The sequence below is a fragment of the Collinsella aerofaciens ATCC 25986 genome, from assembly GCF_964239575.1.
Classification (GTDB): Bacteria; Actinomycetota; Coriobacteriia; order Coriobacteriales; family Coriobacteriaceae; genus Collinsella; species Collinsella aerofaciens_BQ.
On sequence record NZ_CAXSQQ010000001.1, the window covers coordinates 148,237 to 167,420 of the forward strand.

General features: G+C 57.5%; 17 protein-coding genes and 1 pseudogene. 10 read left to right on the forward strand and 8 right to left on the reverse strand.

Features of this window, described 5'->3' with window-relative positions:
• Complete coding sequence (locus ACESUZ_RS00660; protein ID WP_373197986.1) at nt 1-3,180, forward strand: hypothetical protein; 3,180 nt, start codon at nt 1-3, stop codon at nt 3,178-3,180.
• A 112-nt stretch (nt 3,181-3,292) separates the two neighbouring features.
• On the opposite strand, the gene ACESUZ_RS00665 is transcribed toward ACESUZ_RS00660, so the two are convergent.
• Nucleotides 3,293-4,309: a hypothetical protein gene (locus tag ACESUZ_RS00665; RefSeq protein ID WP_373197987.1), complete on the reverse strand. Its 1,017-nt coding sequence runs from the start codon at nt 4,307-4,309 to the stop codon at nt 3,293-3,295.
• A 406-nt stretch (nt 4,310-4,715) separates the two neighbouring features.
• On the opposite strand from ACESUZ_RS00665, the gene ACESUZ_RS00670 reads away from it, so the two are divergent.
• From ACESUZ_RS00670 to ACESUZ_RS00690, 5 genes are all read left to right on the forward strand, one after another.
• Nucleotides 4,716-6,098 (forward strand): ATP-binding protein, encoded by a 1,383-nt coding sequence (locus tag ACESUZ_RS00670; RefSeq protein ID WP_040358713.1) that lies wholly within the window; start codon nt 4,716-4,718, stop codon nt 6,096-6,098.
• Between the two features lie 157 nt (nt 6,099-6,255).
• The gene (locus ACESUZ_RS00675) at nt 6,256-8,253 is read left to right on the forward strand and encodes a DNA gyrase/topoisomerase IV subunit B (RefSeq protein ID WP_373197988.1); all 1,998 of its coding nucleotides are present in this window, start codon (nt 6,256-6,258) and stop codon (nt 8,251-8,253) included.
• Nucleotides 8,254-8,298: 45 nt separating this feature from the next.
• The gene (locus ACESUZ_RS00680; protein ID WP_373197989.1) at nt 8,299-10,539 is read left to right on the forward strand and encodes a DNA gyrase subunit A; all 2,241 of its coding nucleotides are present in this window, start codon (nt 8,299-8,301) and stop codon (nt 10,537-10,539) included.
• A gap of 237 nt (nt 10,540-10,776) precedes the next feature.
• Entirely contained in the window at nt 10,777-11,019 is a 243-nt protein-coding gene (locus ACESUZ_RS00685; protein ID WP_373197990.1) for a hypothetical protein, read from the forward strand.
• Nucleotides 11,020-11,024: 5 nt separating this feature from the next.
• Nucleotides 11,025-11,210: a DUF8462 domain-containing protein gene (locus tag ACESUZ_RS00690; RefSeq protein WP_373197991.1), complete on the forward strand. Its 186-nt coding sequence runs from the start codon at nt 11,025-11,027 to the stop codon at nt 11,208-11,210.
• A gap of 108 nt (nt 11,211-11,318) precedes the next feature.
• Here ACESUZ_RS00690 and ACESUZ_RS00695 read toward each other — a convergent pair whose 3' ends face one another.
• The 4 genes from ACESUZ_RS00695 to ACESUZ_RS00710 all read right to left on the reverse strand — a co-directional run bounded on the left by ACESUZ_RS00695 (nt 11,319) and on the right by ACESUZ_RS00710 (nt 14,337).
• A complete protein-coding gene (locus ACESUZ_RS00695) occupies nt 11,319-11,849 on the reverse strand; it encodes a flavodoxin family protein (protein WP_373197992.1) in 531 nt (176 codons plus the stop codon).
• 148 nt (nt 11,850-11,997) lie between these two features.
• Nucleotides 11,998-12,969 carry an alpha/beta hydrolase gene (locus ACESUZ_RS00700; RefSeq protein ID WP_373197993.1) on the reverse strand — a complete coding sequence of 324 codons (972 nt, stop codon included), beginning with the start codon at nt 12,967-12,969 and terminating at the stop codon, nt 11,998-12,000.
• A gap of 2 nt (nt 12,970-12,971) precedes the next feature.
• Nucleotides 12,972-13,736, reverse strand: coding sequence for a carboxymuconolactone decarboxylase family protein (locus ACESUZ_RS00705; RefSeq protein ID WP_373197994.1), 765 nt, complete (start codon nt 13,734-13,736; stop codon nt 12,972-12,974).
• A gap of 61 nt (nt 13,737-13,797) precedes the next feature.
• Entirely contained in the window at nt 13,798-14,337 is a 540-nt protein-coding gene (locus ACESUZ_RS00710; RefSeq protein ID WP_373197995.1) for a flavodoxin family protein, read from the reverse strand.
• A gap of 105 nt (nt 14,338-14,442) precedes the next feature.
• On the opposite strand from ACESUZ_RS00710, the gene ACESUZ_RS00715 reads away from it, so the two are divergent.
• On the forward strand, nt 14,443-14,883 hold the full coding sequence (locus ACESUZ_RS00715) for a MerR family transcriptional regulator (RefSeq protein WP_373197996.1): 441 nt from the start codon (nt 14,443-14,445) through the stop codon (nt 14,881-14,883).
• Nucleotides 14,884-14,896: 13 nt separating this feature from the next.
• On the opposite strand, the gene ACESUZ_RS00720 is transcribed toward ACESUZ_RS00715, so the two are convergent.
• Nucleotides 14,897-15,127, reverse strand: a complete 231-nt coding sequence (locus ACESUZ_RS00720; RefSeq protein WP_373197997.1) for a hypothetical protein — start codon at nt 15,125-15,127, stop codon at nt 14,897-14,899.
• A gap of 308 nt (nt 15,128-15,435) precedes the next feature.
• On the opposite strand from ACESUZ_RS00720, the gene ACESUZ_RS00725 reads away from it, so the two are divergent.
• Nucleotides 15,436-16,119 (forward strand): YjdF family protein, encoded by a 684-nt coding sequence (locus tag ACESUZ_RS00725; RefSeq protein WP_373197998.1) that lies wholly within the window; start codon nt 15,436-15,438, stop codon nt 16,117-16,119.
• Between the two features lie 127 nt (nt 16,120-16,246).
• Here the strand turns inward: ACESUZ_RS00725 and ACESUZ_RS00730 are convergent, their stop codons facing one another.
• On the reverse strand, nt 16,247-16,348 hold the full coding sequence (locus ACESUZ_RS00730; RefSeq protein ID WP_218565035.1) for a TetR/AcrR family transcriptional regulator: 102 nt from the start codon (nt 16,346-16,348) through the stop codon (nt 16,247-16,249).
• A 204-nt stretch (nt 16,349-16,552) separates the two neighbouring features.
• Between ACESUZ_RS00730 and ACESUZ_RS00735 the strand changes: the two genes are divergently transcribed.
• Nucleotides 16,553-16,999, forward strand: coding sequence for an ATP-binding cassette domain-containing protein (locus ACESUZ_RS00735; protein WP_373198143.1), 447 nt, complete (start codon nt 16,553-16,555; stop codon nt 16,997-16,999).
• Between the two features lie 152 nt (nt 17,000-17,151).
• On the opposite strand, the pseudogene ACESUZ_RS00740 reads toward ACESUZ_RS00735, so the two are convergent.
• Nucleotides 17,152-17,793, reverse strand: a pseudogene (locus ACESUZ_RS00740) (type IIL restriction-modification enzyme MmeI); the annotation flags it as partial.
• Between the two features lie 284 nt (nt 17,794-18,077).
• On the opposite strand from ACESUZ_RS00740, the gene ACESUZ_RS00745 reads away from it, so the two are divergent.
• Nucleotides 18,078-19,184 (forward strand): RES domain-containing protein, encoded by a 1,107-nt coding sequence (locus tag ACESUZ_RS00745; protein ID WP_195235080.1) that lies wholly within the window; start codon nt 18,078-18,080, stop codon nt 19,182-19,184.

Sequence of the window (19,184 nt, forward strand, 5' to 3'; positions counted from 1 at the left end):
ATGAGTGCCGGTTCGGGAACCGATCCAAGAAACACTAAGCTCCTTCGCCACCATTGCACGCTGCTGTTCACGATGGATATCGCCACACAGCTGTACGGCTCGCTCGCCTACGATTGGGTGGGCAAAACCTGGGGTAACAACAACGACCCCGCATACGGCAATATTAAGGCACTCTTTCAAGTAAGAACCGACCTCAATTGGACCGAGCAGTTTACCCTAGGACCGGTGCCGTTTTTCCTAAACGTCAACCCCTGGGTGCTGGCGAAGCTGGCGCTCACCGTGGGTGCCCACACGCACGGCAGCGGCGCGGCGTTTTTTAAAAACATTTCGCTCGACTATTCAAACACGTCGGGCTCGTTCACCATCCAGATCGGGCTTGCCGTCACCTTTGGCGCCGGCGTTGCAGGCGTCGCTTCGTCTGCCGTGCGCGGCGCCGCATCCCTCACGCTGTTCATTGGGTACGAAAAGGCAAATGGACACCAGCTTCCGCGACTGCGTGTAGGTGCAGACGTCGATGTCGATGTAATACTCCAGTTCGTAATGTTCAAGTGGACCACCAAGGCTTGGTCGGGGTCGTGGCCCACACTCATCGATTCGTGGAATATGTCGGTGAACAATGGCGACCAGTATGTGCTCCAGCGCTCTGAGCTCGCATTGGATGGAGATACGCCTTATACGCTGGATGCCTGCTTCGGCTCGGCCGGCAACGCCGAGGCGGGTGGTGTGCCGCAATTTATCGCATCGGCCACCATCGTCACCAACGCCGAACTGCTCGCACGCGCCGAGGTTAAGGCCACTGCCGTAAACACCGCGCCTGTCGTGCGCGATTGGGATCAAGCGGTCACGCGCATTGAGCTCGAGGCGGATGCAGAAAGCGACGACACGGGACAGATCGAGCATTTCGTCCATGCACTGATAGAGAACGACGAAAACGCCGCGCCGATGTATGAGTACACCTACATCGGTCAGGCAACGAACACCGTTGCCGACCCGAACGCCGATTCTGCCGGCGTGTCGGAGGACGAGCGTGGCGGCATCAAGCCCTCGAGCGACAACGTGCTGTTTGCTGGCGTGCTCAGCGAAGCCCACATGAAGCTGGCAATGATTGCCGGCGTAGAATGCCTGTTCCGTATCGCCTCGGTGCGCTACGGCGACAATGGTCGCTCGCGCCTGGTGGTACACACAAAGGCAAACGGAACGTGGTCCGCTCCCACGCCTGTGGACTTTCCCCTTGGGTTTGGCGAGGGCGACGTGGAGCGCGACAGCATATACGATTACGACTTCGACGTAGTGGAATATACGGACGGAAGAGGAAACCAGGACGCCTACGTGCTGCTGGTCTCGGGCGAGCGCCCCGCCGGCGACGACACCCTTTTCGATATGGCAAGCACAGCCGGCATACTGTCCGTTGTGCGCCTGCGCATAAGCAACGACGGAGTTCGCGTGGTATCGCACACGTCGTGGCGCAGCATCTCTCGCGGCCGCCTTCAGGAGGATGGCTACCATTGCCTGCAGTGCCCGCGTATCACGGTGGGCAAGACGCTGGTCGACGGGCGCCTGTCGGGCGCCTACCTCCACCGCCGCGGAACCACCGCAGAGAAGGCGCTCGGCAGCGAGGCCGAGGTTGCGCTGGAATGCTTTACCCTGTGGTCGGATAATTTGGGCGACAGTCTCACGTTCCGTCAGGTCCTCCACTTTCCGCAGGCACCATCGAGCATCGAGCTGGGCGCGCCCGAGAATATCAACGGCAAAATGGTGGTGCCCGTTGCATACGAGACTGCAGGCGGTTGTGGCTGCGCGTCGTACGCCGTGATCGGCCAGTCCATCGCGGGTTGGGGCGTTATGTCGCCAGATGCCACAGTACCCCACGCGATGCCGTGGCCGCAGCACACGGGCTTTTTGGCAACCGTCAACGAGCAACTGCAGCATATTGCTTGGACGCGAGGCGCATCGGCATTTGCAACGCAGCCCGTGGGTGCCGCAGGCTGTGGCCCGGCATCGTTTAGCGTAAGCAACAACGGCAGGTGCGTGCTCTATGTAGAGAACACCGATGGCAAGGTGGGACAAACCTACGACGAAGAAGGCAACCCGGTAGCAGTGATGGGCAAGCACTTCCGCATCTTCGCCAGCACCTTGGCTGGCGATCTGTTCACGGAGCCGTTCGTGATGTGCGAGCTGGACCATCCCGTCGATCAGATAACGACATTTTTAACGTCGGGCGGCATGCTCTCGGCGCTCGCCACGCACATTGTGAGTGCAGAGAAGAGCGAGGCAGAGCTACACGGTATCGAAGTGCCTCTGGTGGCATGCGCGACGCCGACGGGCGCGGTAGCCACCTCGGGCGCGGTGGTGCCCGGAGCGGCAGGCGAATCCTTCATGGTCACGGTGCGAAACGACGGCAACACCTTGCTGACCGCCGGCACGATCGATCTATACCGAGAGGGCTCCAGCCAGCCGTTCTCCAGCGCATCCATCGGATTCGGAGTGAACGCACGCATGGCTTCGATCTACGATCCAGAGCTTGCCGAGGACGCTTCGGCCAACGACATGGCACATGTGAAGTACGCGCTCGAGACGCTGGGCGCGCGTTTTGCAACGCACCCGCTGGTAGCCGACAACGGCAACGCCGTGCTGGCACCGGGTTGCACGGCACAGTTCCGCATGAGCTTCGCCATCCCCGAAAGTTGGAGCGACGAAGTAGGCAAACGTGTAACGCTATATGCGAAGGCGCGTAATCTGGTGGCGCTCGATCCCGTAACGCTCGAGGAAATTCGACCGGGCGCAAACTCGGCGCTGGGTGCCGTGCTGCACGAGCTTCATGTGCCCGACGCGGCATGCGAACGCTCAGAAGTTCAGGTCGGCGTATGCGACAACGCGGATACGACGGGGCTTCACGATGCACCGATGACGGCGGACGGCAGTGGCGGCTCGAGTGGCGGCGGTACTGACAAGGGCGGCGGCTCCGGCGGAAGGAGCTCCGGCAGTGGCAAGGACCACAGCAATAACAAGCGCTCCGGAAAAGCGGGCGCGCTCGCTGGCACGGGCGATGTCAATGCTCCCCTTACGGCAGCCGCTACAGCACTCGCCGCGGCAGGCGCCGGCCTCATCGCCTACAGCGCCCGCCGCACGGCGCTCGAAAAAGACACCGCCAATGAGGTCAATTCGGATAGGTCTCGCTAGCTCCTAGTTACTTTTGTGAGAGACGCCGACTCGGCTCATCGAACACCAAAAGGGGCTGGCCCCGATAACTCGGAGCCAGCCCTGAGTCGCCTGACATGGGAATCGCAACCCGCTACTTGAGCTTCAATGCCTCCGTCATGGGCGCGGCGGCGTCCCAATCGATCTTCCAGCCAATCGACACGCGGACGGTCTCGCCCGTCGCGGGAGCCGTCGCAAACAGCGTATGGCCGTTGTCGGGACCGGTAAAGCGCAGCCACGTTATGCCGTTGTACTCGACCTGGTCGGTTGTTGTCTCCTTGCCTTCGTAGACCTGCTCTAGGCTTGCAACCTCTTCCTCCGGCGAGCGCGGGAAGATGCTGATGTTCAGGCGTCCTCCAGTCTCGTCGTGGAAGAAGTTTGCCTTTTCGCGCTCTTCGTCGGACGAATCCAGCGTGTACCCATCGGCGGCCTCGATGCTGTACGATGCGCAGTCGATGCCCGTTAAATCTGTCTTCTCGCCAGAATCGGCCACGCCGCCGGCCGCCTTGAACTCCTTGGTCTCGCATCCCGTGGTGTCAAAGTGCATGGCCTCATGATTCTTGGCGGGGGCATAAGCGTCTACGAACTCGACAGTTATGGGCCCGTAGTACGCCGTCTTGGGCGCCCAGAAATACACGTACTCAACGGTCTCGCCCGGGCCGATACCTGGCCTCTCGGAAAGGTCGATGCCCTCGTGCAGCTCATCGGGAGCCTCGCTTGCAACGTAGTCGAGCACGGCCGCCTTGCCGGAAGTAAACAACGGGTCGCCTGCCTCAAGATCGCCCTGGGCAGCATGCACGTTAAAGGAACTGAACGTCCTGTTCTTTGTGTTGTTGTTGGTGATCTTGATGTGCAGGTAAAAGCCGTCCTGCAGCTTGGCATCGCCGCGATAGAACGTACCGTGAGCCACCGACTCATAGGTAATGCCTGCCACCTCGACCGTCTGCGAATCATAGGCCCTGGGCTTTTCCTGCACAGGCGCGCTGCCGCCCGAACCGCCAGGCGAGCCGCTCGGAGCACTACCGCCACAGCCGGCCACTGTACACGCCAGCACGGCCGAAAGCGTCACGGTGGGAATTCCTAACAGCAGTTTCTTTGTCATGGGCCTCATCATTCTCACCGCTCCTTTCGGCTTGCAGCTCATCCATTGCCCGAGTCCCAAGTCGACCCCGTGGCATCGGCTTCCACTATGAGCGTATGACGAAACACGGCGCCGGCGAAGTGACCCGTGGCCCAAATAACGACCCACCAGCGTTCCTTATGGGCCAAAAGAACTCGCACATGCACGCCCCCGGCCCATAAAACGAGACGTCTGTCCCAATGTTCGATTCGATCCAACAATCCGCACGACACGTTTTCGACAACGTATCCAACCGCAAACGCAGCAAGACGCATTCGGCCGCCTTCAAATTTACTCGGGCAGAACCGACTCGGTTTTGTCCGAGTAAACTCGAGCATAAACTGATCCATGCGATACAATTAACTCGGACAAAACCGAGTCGGAAGGAACCGAGTAAGTGGAATTTATTGGCAGGGAGCGTGAGCTCGCCCGTATTAAGAAAACGCTCAAAGCACCCGAGCAGCGCAATGTTCTCATTTACGGCAGGCGTCGCGTCGGAAAAAGTGAGCTCATCAAGCAGGCGCTAACCGATTTGTCGGACGTCGCAACGGTCTATTACGAGTGCCGCCAAACCTCCGAGGCAGACAACCTCGAGAGTCTGTCCGTCCTTGTTGCTGAAGCGCTGAGCTTTCCTCCGCTCGCCTTCACAGGCATCCGCGAGCTCATCGAATTTCTGTTTGCCCAAGCTAAAGACAAGAACATTACCCTCGTTCTCGACGAATACCCCTACTTGAGAGATGCGGTTAAAGGCTTAGACAGCATTCTTCAGACCTCAATCGACGCCCACAGGGAAGACTCACGTTTAAACATTGTCCTGTGCGGCTCCTACGTTGAGATTATGAAATCCCTCATCGAGCATGAAAGCCCCCTCTACGGGCGAATTGATCTCGCGCTTGAGCTTAAGCCCATGGATTACTTTGACGCTGCGAAGTTCTATCCCGCGTTCTCGCCCGAGGACAAGGTGCGGCTCTATAGCGTTTTTGGCGGTATCCCCTTTTACAATCGCCTCATCGATCAATCCCAAAGCGTACGCGACAACATCATCGAGCTCGTCACGGAACCTGGCGCCCGCTTAGAAAGCGAGGTGCCGTCCTATCTCAACGCCGAGATCTCGAAGATGACCAACGCCAACGAAGTTTTCGGGGCTCTCGCACAAGGCTACTCCCGTTGGGGGGACGTGCTGGCACAGTCGCACGTCTCGAGCGGTCCGGCCATGGCAGACGTGCTCGACAAGCTCATGTCACTCGAAATCGTCCAAAAGCGTGCACCCATCAACGACCCTACGAACAAGCGCAAGTCTGGCTACTTTGTAGTGGATCCGCTTTCGCTCTTTTACTATCGCTATGTTTTCCGCAATGCCTCAGCGCGTCAGCTGCTCGACCCGGAAGTCTTCTATGATCGTCACGTCTTCCAAGACTTCGAGGAAAACTACGTTCCTCATATGTTCGAGGAGATCTGCCGTCAATACCTCGTGCGGCAGAACAGGACCGGCAAGATCGAACCGGCTTTCGACGCCATAGGCAAGTACTGGTACGACGACCCCGCAAACAAAACGAGCGGCGAATTCGATGTGGTAACGCAAGACCCCGAGGGCTACGCATTCTACGAAGCAAAGTTCCGCAAATCCCCCATCACGCAAAAAATGGTCGACGAGGAAATCGCCCAAGTCGAGGCAACGGGACTCAAGTGCCATCGCTATGGATTCTTCTCCCGTTCGGGCTTCGAAGCTGGCGAAAGCGATCGAACCGTCTTCATCGACCTGCCGCAGATGTTTGGATAGGACAGGACAGGTCCCTCCCGCATTCCAAGCATTCATTATCTAATCGAACGGTTGTTCGATGGATTTCGTGTTGGTTGGAATCGTCTGTGGGCTGGGCTATGCTACCTTGACTATCTATATGACTTAAACGCAGCAAAGGAGCACCGAGAGAGCGAGTATGGCAAAAAACACCGCAAACTATGGTAACGACAGTATCCGCCAGCTCAAGGACGAGGAGCGCGTACGCCTGCGCCCCGCCGTCATCTTTGGCTCGGACGGACTCGACGGCTGCGCGCATGCCGCCTTCGAGATCCTGTCCAACGCCGTTGACGAGGCGCGCCAGGGCTACGGCAAGCTCATCACCCTTACCGCCTTTCGCGATGGTTCCATTCAGGTAGAGGACAACGGCCGCGGCTGCCCGCTCGACTGGAACCCCTCCGAGAAGCGCTTTAACTGGGAGCTCGTCTTTTGCGAGCTCTACGCAGGTGGCAAATACAACAACAACCAGGGCGGCGACTACGACTTCTCGCTCGGTACCAACGGCCTGGGCTCGTGCGCGACCCAGTACGCCTCCGAATACATGGACGTCACGGTTTGGCGCGACGGCAACAAGTACTCCCTGCACTTTAAAAAGGGCAAGGTCGTTGGCGCCAAAAAGAAGGCACTCGAGATTGAGCCCAGCGACGAGGACCGTACCGGCACCACCATCAAATGGCGCCCCGATCTTGAGGTCTTTACCTCCATCAGCATCCCCCACGATTGGTATCGCGAGACCATGCGCCGCCAGGCCGTGGTCAACGCCAACGTGACCTTCCGCCTGCGCATTGAGGGCGACGATGGCGAGTTTTCCGAAGAGGACTTTTGCTATCCCAAGGGCATCGAAGACTACGTGCTCGAGAAGGTCGGTACCGACTACCTCACCGAGCCCTTCTTTATCGAGGCCGACCGTCGCGGTCGCGATCGCGAGGACCTGCCCGACTACAATGTAAAGATCACCGCGTGCATGTGCTTCTCGCGCACCATCATGATGCAGGAGTACTACCACAACTCATCGTGGCTCGAGAATGGCGGCTCGCCCGAGAAGGCCGCCCGCAGCGCTCTGACCAGTGCCATCGATGCTTACATTAAGCAACAGGGCAAGTACAACAAAAACGAGAGCGGCATTAAGTGGCAGGACGTCCAGGACTGTCTGGTGCTGGTGACCAACTGCTTCTCCACCCAGACGTCCTATGAAAACCAGACTAAGAAGGCCATCAACAACCGCTTTATCCAGCAGGCTATGACGGCCTTCTTTAAGGAGCAGCTCTCAACCTACCTAATCGAGAACAAAGACGCTGCCAACAAGATCATGGAGCAGGTGCTCATCAACAAGCGTTCGCGCGAGAACGCCGAGAAGACGCGTCAGAGCATCAAGACCAACCTACAGCAGAAGACCGACATGGCCAACCGCGTGCAGAAGTTCATCGACTGCCGCTCCAAGGACAAGAGCCGCCGCGAGATCTACATCGTAGAGGGCGACTCGGCAGCAGGCGCCATTCGCACCTCGCGCGATGCCGAGTTCCAAGGCGTTATGCCCGTCCGCGGTAAGATCCTCAACTGCCTGAAGGAAGACTATCCGCGCATCTTTAAGTCCGACATCATCATGGACCTCATGCGCGTGCTGGGCTGCGGCGTGGAGATCAAGGACAAGCGCATCAAAAACCTTGGTGCCTTTGACCTGGACAACCTCAACTGGAACAAGGTCATCATCTGTACGGACGCCGACGTCGACGGTTATCACATCCGTACGCTCGTGCTCACCATGCTCTACCGCCTGGTGCCCACGCTTATCGACGAGGGTTACGTGTATATCGCCGAATCGCCACTCTACGAGATCAACTGCAAAGAGAAGACCTACTTTGCCTACACCGAGCTCGAGAAGAACGGCATCCTCAAGGAGATTGGCGACCAAAAGTGCTCCATCAACCGCTCCAAGGGTCTTGGTGAGAACGACCCGGACATGATGTGGCTCACCACCATGAACCCCGAGACGCGTCGCCTGATCAAGGTGGAGCCCGAGGACGTCACCAAGATGGAGACCATGTTCAATCTGTTGCTGGGCAACGACGAGGCAGGCCGCAAGCGCCATATCTCCGAGCACGGCAAGGAATACCTGGACCAGCTGGACCTGCAGTAACAGCAAATCGATAACGACGGCCCATAAGAAGTTCAAGAGGATATCGTGGCAAAGAAGAAGACGAAGAACCAGCCAAAGAAAAAGCAGGTCAACGCCGAGAACGTCATCGGCCTGCACTCCGAGGTCACCGACCAGCCGATCACGCAGACGCTCGAGGTCAACTACATGCCCTACGCCATGAGCGTCAACGTCTCGCGTGCGTTCCCCGAGATCGACGGCTTTAAGCCCTCGCACCGCAAGCTGCTCTACACCATGTACAAGATGGGTCTGCTCAAGGGCGAGCGCCAGAAGAGCGCCAACATCGTGGGCCAGACCATGAAGCTCAACCCGCACGGCGACGCCGCGATCTACGAGACGATGGTGCGTCTGGCCACCGGCAACGAGGCGCTTCTTGCCCCCTTCGTAGAGTCGAAGGGCAACTTTGGCAAGTACTATTCGGGCGACCTGAGCTACGCCGCCTCGCGTTATACCGAGGCCAAGCTCTCCCCCATCAGCGCCGAGATCTTCAAGGACATCGACAAGGACCCGGTCGACTTCGTCGACAGCTACGACGGTGCCATGAAGGAGCCGCGCCTGCTGCCCACCACGTTCCCCAACATCCTTGTCTCGGCCAACAAGGGCATCGGCGTCGCCATGGCGTCCGACATCTGCGGCTTCAACCTCAACGAGGTCTGCACCGCCACGATGCACTACCTGCAGGATCCCGACTGCGACCTGCTCGAGTACATGCCCATGCCCGACTTCTCGACCGGCGGCGAGATCATCTACCGCCGCGAGGAGATGGAGAAGATTATTGAGACCGGCCTGGGCAGCTTCCAGATCCGCTCCCGCTGGCGTTGGATTCCCGAAGAGCGCATCATCGAGGTCTACGAGATCCCCTACACCACCAAGACCGATGTCATCATCGAACGCATCGTCAAGCTCTCCAAGGAAGGCAAGGTCAAGGAGATCGCCGACATCCGCGACGAGACAGACCTTTCGGGTCTGCGCATCGCCATCGACCTTAAGCGCGGCGTCGACCCCGACAAGCTCATGGCCAAGCTCTATCGCTCGACCACGCTACAGGATTCGTTCTCGTGCAACTTCAACGTGCTCGTCGATGGCTATCCCCGTGTTATGGGCGTGCGCCAGATCCTGCACGAGTGGGTCAAGTGGCGTATTGAGTCCACACGTCGCCGCATTAACTATGACCTGGGCAAAAAGTCCGAGCGCCTGCACCTGCTGCACGGCCTCGAGGCGATCTTGCTCGACATCGACAAGGCCATCGCCATCATCCGCGGCACCAAGCTCGAAGCCGAAGTCGTGCCCAACCTTATGAAGGGTTTCGACATCGACGAGACCCAGGCCGAGTTTGTTGCCGAACTTAAGCTCCGCAACATCAACGAGGAGTACATCCTCAACCGCACCAAGGACATCGCCAAGCTCGAGGGTGAGATTGCCGAGCTTGAGGAGATTCTCTCGAGCGAAGACAACATCAAGAAGGTCATCAGCGATGAGCTGGCAGCAGTCAACAAGAAATATGTGATGCCGCGCCGCACGGGCAGGATCGAGCCCCATGAGGTCGTCGAGGTAAGCCTGGAGCCCGAGGTCGAGGAGTACCCGGTGACCATCATGCTCTCGCGCGATGGCTACCTTAAGAAGATGACGGACCGCGTGCTCAAGAAGGCGACCACGCTCAAGTACAAGGACGGCGATAAGCCCTTTATCGAGTTCCCGTCCTCCAACACCCACGAGCTGCTGGTCTTTACCAACAAGAGTCAGGTATACAAGTGCAAGGTCGCGACGTTTGAGGATACCAAGTCGGCCCAGCTGGGCTCGTACCTGCCCACCGACCTCGAGATGGAACCCGACGAGAGTGTCATCTGGGTCATCGACCCCGAGGACTACAAGGCCGACGTGCTGTTCGTCTTTGAGAACGGCCGCGTGGTGCGCGTCGCGCTTTCTGGATACGTCACCAAGACCAACCGCAAACGCCTTAAGAACGCCATCTACGGTGGCAGCAAGCTGCTGTATGCCCAGGTGCTCAAGGAAGATCGCGACATCGCGCTGGTCTCGAGCGACTATCGTTTGATGAACTTCAACACGTCGCTGCTCAAGACCAAGACGACCACCAACACGCAGGGCGTCCAGGCCTTTACCGCTAAGAAGGGCCGCTCGGTCACCACCGTCGGCACAACCGAGGAGATCCTTGGCGCCGGCGTCTCCGCCGAGAAGTTCACCGCGCAGAGCCTCCCCTCAGCCGGTGCCCTCATGAAAGAAAACGACATGCCGAGTTTGTTTGATTAGGACGACGGCAGAACCGCCATAGTTTTACAAAGCAGCGGGGCCCGGAGCGCAGCAATATCGCGCCCCGGGCCCCGCTCGTTGCGGAGGTCATCCTCGGAAATGTCGACGATACGGGGGCTTCCCGCACCGTCCTAAGCCGTTAGCAAAACTCGCAAAAGTTAGCAAAAGTTGCAAAAATTAGCAAAACTTGCAAAGGAGCCACCATGGAGTACAGCAAATGGCTCCGCCATGCCAGGCATGCTCGAAGATATTATCGAGCGAACCAAAGAAGCGGCAGATAGCTACCTTTCACAGTCTCATGCGCGCATGAACGGCGTTCAAATTGGTCCAGTGGGCATCGATTGGACATATGTTCAAGAAGCCCAGGGCAACTGGCGCACGTGCATGAATGGCATCTTCAGGCAACTCGAGAAGCATGGCATCGGGCTTCTCTCGAAACGACCTATCGAGAGCTTTCCGATAAGGACATTGAGTTTTTGATCGCGATGCTGCCCGATTCTGGCCCCAGCAGGGTCTCGGAGATAGCCAAGCGTATGGGCGTTGCCAGCAACTATGCAAGCCAATACAAACGCCGTCTCCTCGAGGACGGCGTCATCGGAGAGCGCGGGCGTGGTCTCGTTGGCTTTGACATCCCCGCATTCAGGGAGTTCCTGAGCGAGAAGGCCTCCTAGCACGCCAAGATTGTCCGCAAGGGCAACGGCGCATGGCAATCAGCATTCCTCTTGGTAAGGACAGCAAGCATTTCCACTCGTGCTGATTGCCACGCGCTCTTCTTGTCCCTAGGCGAGTTTGCGAGCGAGCTCTCGCACCTCTTCCAACTTGGGCGACGATGCCATGCTGTCGCGCTCGGTCATGCCGCTAATGGTAACAATGCCCTGGTCCTCCCACTTGCAGTACGCGCAGGTTGACTTGTACATAGCGATCGCCGCATCATAGACGCCCTCGCTGTGGCTATCGAGCAAAAGGGCCGTCTTGGTGAACGGGAAGCCCGTGGCACCGAAGGCGTACAGGCGGTCAATAGCGGCTTTCTCCTGCGCGGTGATATCGAACCAGTAGATAGGCGAGGCGAAGACAACCATGTCGGCGTCTTTCAGTGACTCGATCACGTTGGCCATGTCATCCTTCTGCACACAGATGCCCTCATGGGTAAAGCAGTACTGGCATCCCAGACAACCAGCAATCTTCTTGCTGGCAACGCGGACGACCTCGACCGTATTGCCGCCCTCACGCGCGGTCTCGGCAAACGCCTCGACCATGGTGTCGGTATTGGCGCCCTTACGCGGGCTACCACTCAATACAACGATATTCATAGAAATCTCCCTCCTTCATGCCGCAGGCGCGCGGCATATTTTTTTGTTTTAACCAAAACGTATGGAGTTATTCAGTCGCCTCGTTTCAGCTACTCCCACTCTTTAGAAGAATCGTTGCTGGAGGCTTGGCATTGAATCAAGGCACGCCTTATTTCAGATATTCCTCAAAGAATGCCTTCAGCTTTCCAAACGGAATGATGTCCATCTGATCGTAAAGGTCGGTGTGGCTGGCACCTGGGATAATGAGCAATTCCTTGTTGTCTCCCGTAAGCTTGCTGTACGCAGTTTCGCTGAAATAGCGGGAGTGCGCCTTCTCGCCATGCACCAGCAGCACCGCAGAGCGAATTTCGCTGCTGTATTGCAAAATCGGCATATTCAGGAACGACAGCGAGGACGTCACATTCCAGCCACCGTTGGAGTTCAGGCTGCGGGAATGGTAGCCTCGCGGAGTCTTGTAGTAGGCGTAATAGTCCGCTACAAACTGCGGCGCATCCTCCGGTAGCGGATCAACCACGCCGCCCGCCAGCGCATAGCTGCCGTTTTTATAGTCCTCGGTGCGCTGCGCGTTCAACGCTTTCCGCTTTTCAAAGCGCGCCTGCTCGGAATCCTCGGCGTCAAAATAGCCGTTTGCGGTCACGCGGGTCATATCGTACATGGTCATAGCCGCAGTAGCTTTGATACGGGTGTCGATGGCCGCCGCATTGACTGCCATGCCGCCCCAACCGCAGATACCGATGATGCCGATACGATCCGGATCAACGCTTTCCTGCACAGAAAGGAAATCCACCGCTGCGCAGAAGTCCTCGGTGTTGATGTCCGGCGATGCTACATAGCGGGGCGTGCCGCCGCTCTCGCCGGTATAGGACGGGTCAAAGGCAATCGCGAAAAAGCCCAGCTCCGCCATCTTCTGCGCGTACAGACCGGAAGACTGCTCCTTCACAGCGCCAAACGGGCCACTGACGGCGATGGCGGGCAGCTTGCCTTCCGCGTTCTTAGGCACGTACACGTCGGCAGTCAGCGTGATGCCGTATCGGTTGTGGAAGGTCGCCTTGCTGTGCTCAACCTTGTCGCTTTTGGGGAACACCTTGTCCCATTCCTGCGTCAGTTTCAACTGCTCCATGCCTAAGCCTCCTTGTCAGTCGCTTTAAGGTATTCCTTGTCGCCCACAGGCTCCAACCACTCGTTGGAGGTCTCCTCGCCCGGAACCTCCAGCGCGAGATGGGAGAACCAGCTGTCGGGCGCCGCACCGTGCCAGTGCTTTACGCCCGCGGGAATATTTACTACATCGCCAGGGTGCAGCTCCTGTACCGGTTTACCCCATTCCTGGTAAAACCCTCGACCAGCCACGCAGACGAGGATCTGTCCGCCACCGCTTTTGGCGTGATGTGTGTGCCAGTTGTTGCGGCAACCGGGCTCGAACGTCACGTTGTAGACGCCGACCTGCTCGGTGGAAAGGGGTGCGAGGTAGCTTTGCCCGATAAAGTACTTCTCAAATGCGTCGTTGGGGGCACCGATGGGAAAGGCCATCTCGTTTTGATGCTTGGTTTTTGCGTCGGCAGCATCGTCATCCGCCCAGACCTCCTTCGCCATGCGGAAGGCTGCCCATGCCTTGGGCCATCCCGCATAAAACGCCGCGTGCGTAAGGATTTCCGCTATCTCAGCCCTGGTCACGCCGTTGTTCTTTGCGGACATCAGATGATATTGGAACGAAGAGTCCGTCAGCCCCTGCGCCATTAGGGCCACCACCGTCACCACGCTGCGGTCTCGAAGGGAAAGCCCGTCTTCTCGGCTCCACACCTCGCCGAACAGCACATCGTCATTGAGCTGAGCGAATTTAGGGGCAAAGTCCCCCAGGGCATCTCTGCCTGCCGTCTGTTTAATTGCCATGATCGATTTCCTCCTGTCGATGGTTTTGAGTACAAGCTGCTTTCGCGCAGCTAAGCCGCGCCTAGATTTCCATGCCCATTCGTCGCGCCTGCTCTAGGGCGGGATGTCCGGCGATTTCGCCCACGTCGTTCACGCCGCCAGCGAAAACCGTTCCGGCAAGCGTGCAACGGGGGAAGCAGTCGACCCATCCCTGCACCGCCTTCTTCGCGCCGTCGAAGGTCGAGTGCCCACCGTCCGCCGCCGTTGCCAACAGATACGCCTCGGTAAATGCGTAATCGGAACCGAAGAGTGGGTTGGCGCGGTCCAGCATGGTCTTGAGCTGGCCGCAGACGCTGTAGTAGTAGACGGGCGTTGCAAACACCAACACATCCGCATCGTGCATCTTGGCGGCGATTTCTATGGCATCGTCCTGGATGACGCAGTACCCCAGCTTTGAGCAGGCAAGGCAGCCCTTACAGAAGCCGAGCTGCTTTTCGCGCAGGTGCACGGTCTCCACGCTGTGGCCCGCTTCTTGCGCACCTTTGGCGAAGGCATCCGCCAACGTCTCGGAATTGCCATTCTTTCGAGGACTTGAAGAGACTATCAAAACCGTTTTGCTCATTACGGAATACCCCTTGAAATCGCGATTTATATTGACGAGAATGAAGGTAATACCTAAACCTGACTTTAAGTCAAGGAATGAACTCGAGATTTATCCGGAGGGACCATGTACACAATCGGACAGGTAGCGGAGATGTTCGGTCTGCCCGTTTCCACGCTGCGCTATTACGACAAGCAGGGATTGTTTCCGGAATTGGAGCGGACATCCGGCATTCGCCGATTCGGCGATACGGAACTCGAGGCGCTTCGGGTCATCGAATGCTTAAAGAAGGCTGGAATGGAGATCAAGGACATCCGGCTGTTCATGGAATGGTGCGCAGAAGGCCCATCGACATATCCCAAGCGCAAGGCCATGTTCGAGGAGCGGAAGACCCACATGGAGTCGGAAATCGCGAAGATGAACCGCGCGCTGGACATGTTGAAGTTCAAATGCTGGTACTACGAGCAGGCGATTCAAGATGGCAGCGAAGATAGGGTGAAGGCGCTGATTCCCGACAATTTGCCGGAGGAGATCAAAGGTACCTACGATAACGCCCACACTCAATAATGCCGCCCGACGCTCAAGGGAGTTCAGCGAGGAATCCTCTTCGGGTTGTAATGTACTTCTTTCCCTTGATGTCGTAGCGCTTTGCCTCATAGAAGACGAAGGCGTCGCGGAGGTAGAAGATATAGCGCCCGACGGTGACGTGGTTGGTGGGAACCCTGTTGGCGTCGAAGACGTTGGCGATGTTGTTGGGCGAGTTGAGGTTGCCGGAATTGCCCATCATGTACTCGGCCAGCCTCTCCAACACAGTGGAGTCGGTACATATTGCGGTCTACCCAAGCCATAATCCACTCCTTCTCGGTTTCGAAACTCGATTATTTCTAAAGTTTCGAAACCGAGAAGGCAAGGTGCACAAGGATGCATCGAGGAGCGATTCCCAGTCGCGCCACGCCGGCAGCGATGCCGGGCGCACCCGCGCGTGCTACAATGCGGGCACCAGAGATGAAAACACAGTCCCCGTCGGGTAGTCGTGGGCGTGCGGGAGTCCGCATCAGTAACCTACCTCCTTGGTTGCCCCTTCTCTGCGTGGTCATCTACATAAAGGAGGAACCAGCCATGCAGATCAACGTGTCGTCCACCCTGACCGTATATCACGACGGCCAATTCTGGGTCGGGCTGGCGGAGCATGTCGAGGACGGAAGGTACGGCGCCGCCCGCATCGTCTTCGGCGCGGAGCCGTCCGATGAGGAGACCCTGCGATTCGTTGTCAGCAAATGGGCGAAGCTCTCGTTCTTCGGTCACGATTCGACTGAGGCGAGCAAGCCCGCGAAGAACCCCAAGCGGCGCGCTCGCGAGGCGGCAAAAGCACTTAAGCAGCCGGCGAGGAGCACCAAGACGCAGCAGGCGCTCGCGAATCAGCGGGAGACGATGAAGCGGGAATCGGCTCACGTAAGAAGCCGACGCCGCACGGAAGAGGCTGATGCGCGCTTCGAGCCGTGTTTCCGCGAACGCGGATGCCCGTGCCCTTCCTTTTATGATTATGCAAAGAGTCTGCGGGAATGTAGATGGGGCCTCGCGGTTCAGACCGGCAATTTTCCGCCGCGCCGCCCATATGGCCCTCGAAGAGTTCGCAACCGTAACAAACGTTGGGAGGCCCTTAGCGGCAGCCCTGGTTCCATCGGACCATTCAGTTCCGATCGCTTTGCGCGGGAAGTCGAGCAGGCGGTCGCGGTAGTACCCGTACTGCGCAGTGCGTGCCTCGATCTCGGCAGGGATACCGTCGGTGAGCGATTTCGTTAGGGTGCCGAAGCGGTCGAGGATGTCGACGACCTTCTGCTAGGTGCCGATGGATGGGGCGGGAATCTCGACCCTCGATAAGTCCACAGGCGCGGCTTCGATTACCTTTTTCGGTTTAGCGTATTGCTCTTCAGATCATCGTGGTGTGCTCGTAGCCGCGCTCCACGAGGAGCCGCTCGGCAACGTCGAGAATCTTCTCGACCGTCTCCTCCGGGTACTTATTGCGTGCCACGGGCACCTCCGTCCTTGTTATCGCGATAAACATACCATGAGTGGCGTACGGGTCGAGAAGGGCTGGCGCCAAAAGAGCCCAACGGCCGTTACAGCTTCGTTAGAAACGCGCCCCACCATGGATGGTGAACCCGAAAGGTAAGGCGCGCGGGCACGGCGACTCGGCCCGCGCGCCCGGAAGAGAAAGGATAAACCCATGGGTTACATGCTCGAGACGCGCGGGCTCACCAAGCGCTTCGGCCGCGGCGACCAGGCGCAGGACGCCGTGGCCGACGTGAGCCTTCATATCCGCGAGGGCGAGGTGTACGGGCTGCTCGGTCCCAACGGCGCCGGCAAGTCGACAACGCTCAAGATGATCTGCGGGATGCTGCGGCCGACGGCCGGGGAGATCCTCTTTGCCGGGCACGCCTGGCGCCGCGAGGACCTCTACGCAATCGGCAGCCTCATCGAGGAGGCGCCGCTCTACCCCAACCTCACCGCGCGCGAGAACCTGCGCGTGCGCACCACGCTGCTGGGCCTTCCCGAGAGCCGCGTAGATGAGGTGCTCGCCGCCGTGGGCCTCGCGGACACCTGGTGTAGTGCATACCGCCCGAGCGGCGGGTCTCCGGGTTCAGGGTTGACTCGAATATTCCGCCGAAGATGGTGGGGCTGATTTGTGACCAGTCGGTCTGCTGGGACACCTCGAACAGCAGCTTGAACTTTATCTCGTCGGTGAAGTTGGGGATCTCGGATTCCTCCGCGAAAAGCCCCGTTGACGTAGGGGAAGGGCTTGACCGACTTGTCGTAGGGGGCGCGCTTTTCGATCGGAGTGTCGAGCGCCTTGAAGAGCCTTTTGAGCGCGACGCGCATGTTCTTTGGCTCGACGTTCCTCAGATAGTTCAAGAGCGCGTCTTTGGGGAAGAGCTCCGCATCCTCGCAGAACAGGCAGAACACCAGGCGCACGCATAGGATGTTGAGGGCCTTCTGGCTCTCTTCGGACTCCGGATCGATATACTGCGCCTGGAGCAGGGCGTGCAGCTCGCCGATGAGGCGGCCCGCCTCCATCGAGACCTGCTTCTTGCGTTCGGATCGGCTGTTGGCGGGGTCGGTGACGAAATCCAGTAGGTGCGGGTTCCGCCCAAGCTCCTCCAAAGTGAACTCGACGTACTTGCCCGCGAGCTCGGCGCGGGGGCACGCGTCGCGGTCGTGCACGCGGAAGGTGGAGAAGTTGCACACCACGACGAAGCGCGGCTGGCGGTTTCGCGGGAAGCTCTCCGCGTAGGTGAGGGCCTGCTCGAAGGGCGTGACCATGCGGCCCTGGCGCTCCTCGGGTTTGTCTAAGTCTATGCCCAACCCCTTCTGTTCAACGATGACCCCTGCGTCCGGGATGAGGCAGTCGATGAAGCCGCCGGAGGCGGTGCGGTACTCGAGCCTCACGTTCCGGCTGATGCTCTGCATGCAGACGATCTGCTGTAGGAGCTCCGTCCAGAATACCTGGGCGTCGCCCTTCTCGTATCCGCGCCCACTCTATTCGGCGGCGAACGCGGCCGCGTTTTTCTTCCTTTGCATGCTGTCCATCGACATAGTCCTTGTAATGATTGTTCTTATATTGTTCTTGGTTATATAGTATGTGTCGTAATGTGTTTCTCGTTTACTCTTTGAATAGTGCAGCCTGTATATTCAATTCGGAGAATGTGCTGATTGATTATGGGTCTATTAGCAATAATATGAATATGAGACTATCTTGGTTGATGAATGGCTTCATCTGCAGGGAGCTTTATACTCCATTCGTTGTTGAACGTGACAACGGCTATCTTTCCGATCTTAAGGATCGTTACGACATCATACTCAATCAGGCCGAAAAGGCCGGAGCAGATGGTGATAGCCTGTCTATCATTAAGAGATATCGGAAAAAGATTATCGAGGCACTTCGTAGCTACTACAAAGCCGATGTTGTGAAATGCAATACAATCATCAAAAACTTGGTGTCGGATGTCAGCTCCGATTCCTTTGCGGCTGCTAAGTTGAATGAGAGTTGGGCTTTTCCTGGGTGCAGGACTCGGGAGCTGCAATTCTTTCGGTCGAGGACTGGGAACCCTTCTCGCGCTTACACGGCGAAAGATATGCTGCATTTGCCGAAAAGCCTAAGGTCTAAGACCGGAAGCTACAGGTTTAGTATTCCCGGCAGTCCGAGTTACTATCTCGCCAATTCCTCGTATGGATGCTGGATAGAAACGGGGCGTCCGCCGGAAATCAATTTTAATGTCTCGCCAGTGGTCCTAGATGGCACACAGAAAATACTTAATTTAGCAATCAACGTGAGAGATTTCAGTGGTTTGAACGATCTCGATGCGGAGCGCGTTCATTGCTGGCTGAAGCTATTTATGCTCATGATAGCAACTTCGTACAGGGTTAATGAAGCTGACAGGACGTTTAAGTCTGAATATATCGTCTCTCAGGCAATAATGATGGCGTGTAAAAAACTCGGCTTTGACGGAGTTGCCTATTATTCTCGTCGTGTAACAGATGACGTATTTGCGCTTTGTGCCATCAATCTCGCCCTTTTTGTAGATTATGATCTTAATGGAGAGTACTCTCGGCTCGTTAAACATATGAAAATAGATGATTCCTTCAACTATGCTCTATACAAACAACTATTACCTTCGTTGAAGTATCAACACTATGCGTTGCGATCCACTGACAACGCTTTCATAACGAATATCGGCAGTTACGATAGGCAACATCCATATAGTGAAACAGAATTCTTTGAATTCGATCGATATCTTTTTTCAACATGGCAGAGCAAGAGAAACGGGAAGGGGAAAGACAGTCTTCCTTGGGGTGTACCAATCGATTAG

Coding starts and splice junctions, on each gene's coding strand:
- ACESUZ_RS00700 (WP_373197993.1), bottom strand. CDS start 12,969: ATGGAGCAGTTGAAACTGACGCAGGAATGGGACAAGGTGTTCCCCAAA.
- ACESUZ_RS00675 (WP_373197988.1), top strand. CDS start 6,256: ATGGCAAAAAACACCGCAAACTATGGTAACGACAGTATCCGCCAGCTC.
- ACESUZ_RS00710 (WP_373197995.1), bottom strand. CDS start 14,337: ATGAGCAAAACGGTTTTGATAGTCTCTTCAAGTCCTCGAAAGAATGGC.
- ACESUZ_RS00705 (WP_373197994.1), bottom strand. CDS start 13,736: ATGGCAATTAAACAGACGGCAGGCAGAGATGCCCTGGGGGACTTTGCC.
- ACESUZ_RS00745 (WP_195235080.1), top strand. CDS start 18,078: ATGAATGGCTTCATCTGCAGGGAGCTTTATACTCCATTCGTTGTTGAA.
- ACESUZ_RS00735 (WP_373198143.1), top strand. CDS start 16,553: ATGCTCGAGACGCGCGGGCTCACCAAGCGCTTCGGCCGCGGCGACCAG.
- ACESUZ_RS00660 (WP_373197986.1), top strand. CDS start 1: ATGAGTGCCGGTTCGGGAACCGATCCAAGAAACACTAAGCTCCTTCGC.
- ACESUZ_RS00665 (WP_373197987.1), bottom strand. CDS start 4,309: ATGAGGCCCATGACAAAGAAACTGCTGTTAGGAATTCCCACCGTGACG.
- ACESUZ_RS00725 (WP_373197998.1), top strand. CDS start 15,436: ATGCAGATCAACGTGTCGTCCACCCTGACCGTATATCACGACGGCCAA.
- ACESUZ_RS00690 (WP_373197991.1), top strand. CDS start 11,025: ATGCTGCCCGATTCTGGCCCCAGCAGGGTCTCGGAGATAGCCAAGCGT.
- ACESUZ_RS00685 (WP_373197990.1), top strand. CDS start 10,777: ATGCTCGAAGATATTATCGAGCGAACCAAAGAAGCGGCAGATAGCTAC.
- ACESUZ_RS00715 (WP_373197996.1), top strand. CDS start 14,443: ATGTACACAATCGGACAGGTAGCGGAGATGTTCGGTCTGCCCGTTTCC.
- ACESUZ_RS00695 (WP_373197992.1), bottom strand. CDS start 11,849: ATGAATATCGTTGTATTGAGTGGTAGCCCGCGTAAGGGCGCCAATACC.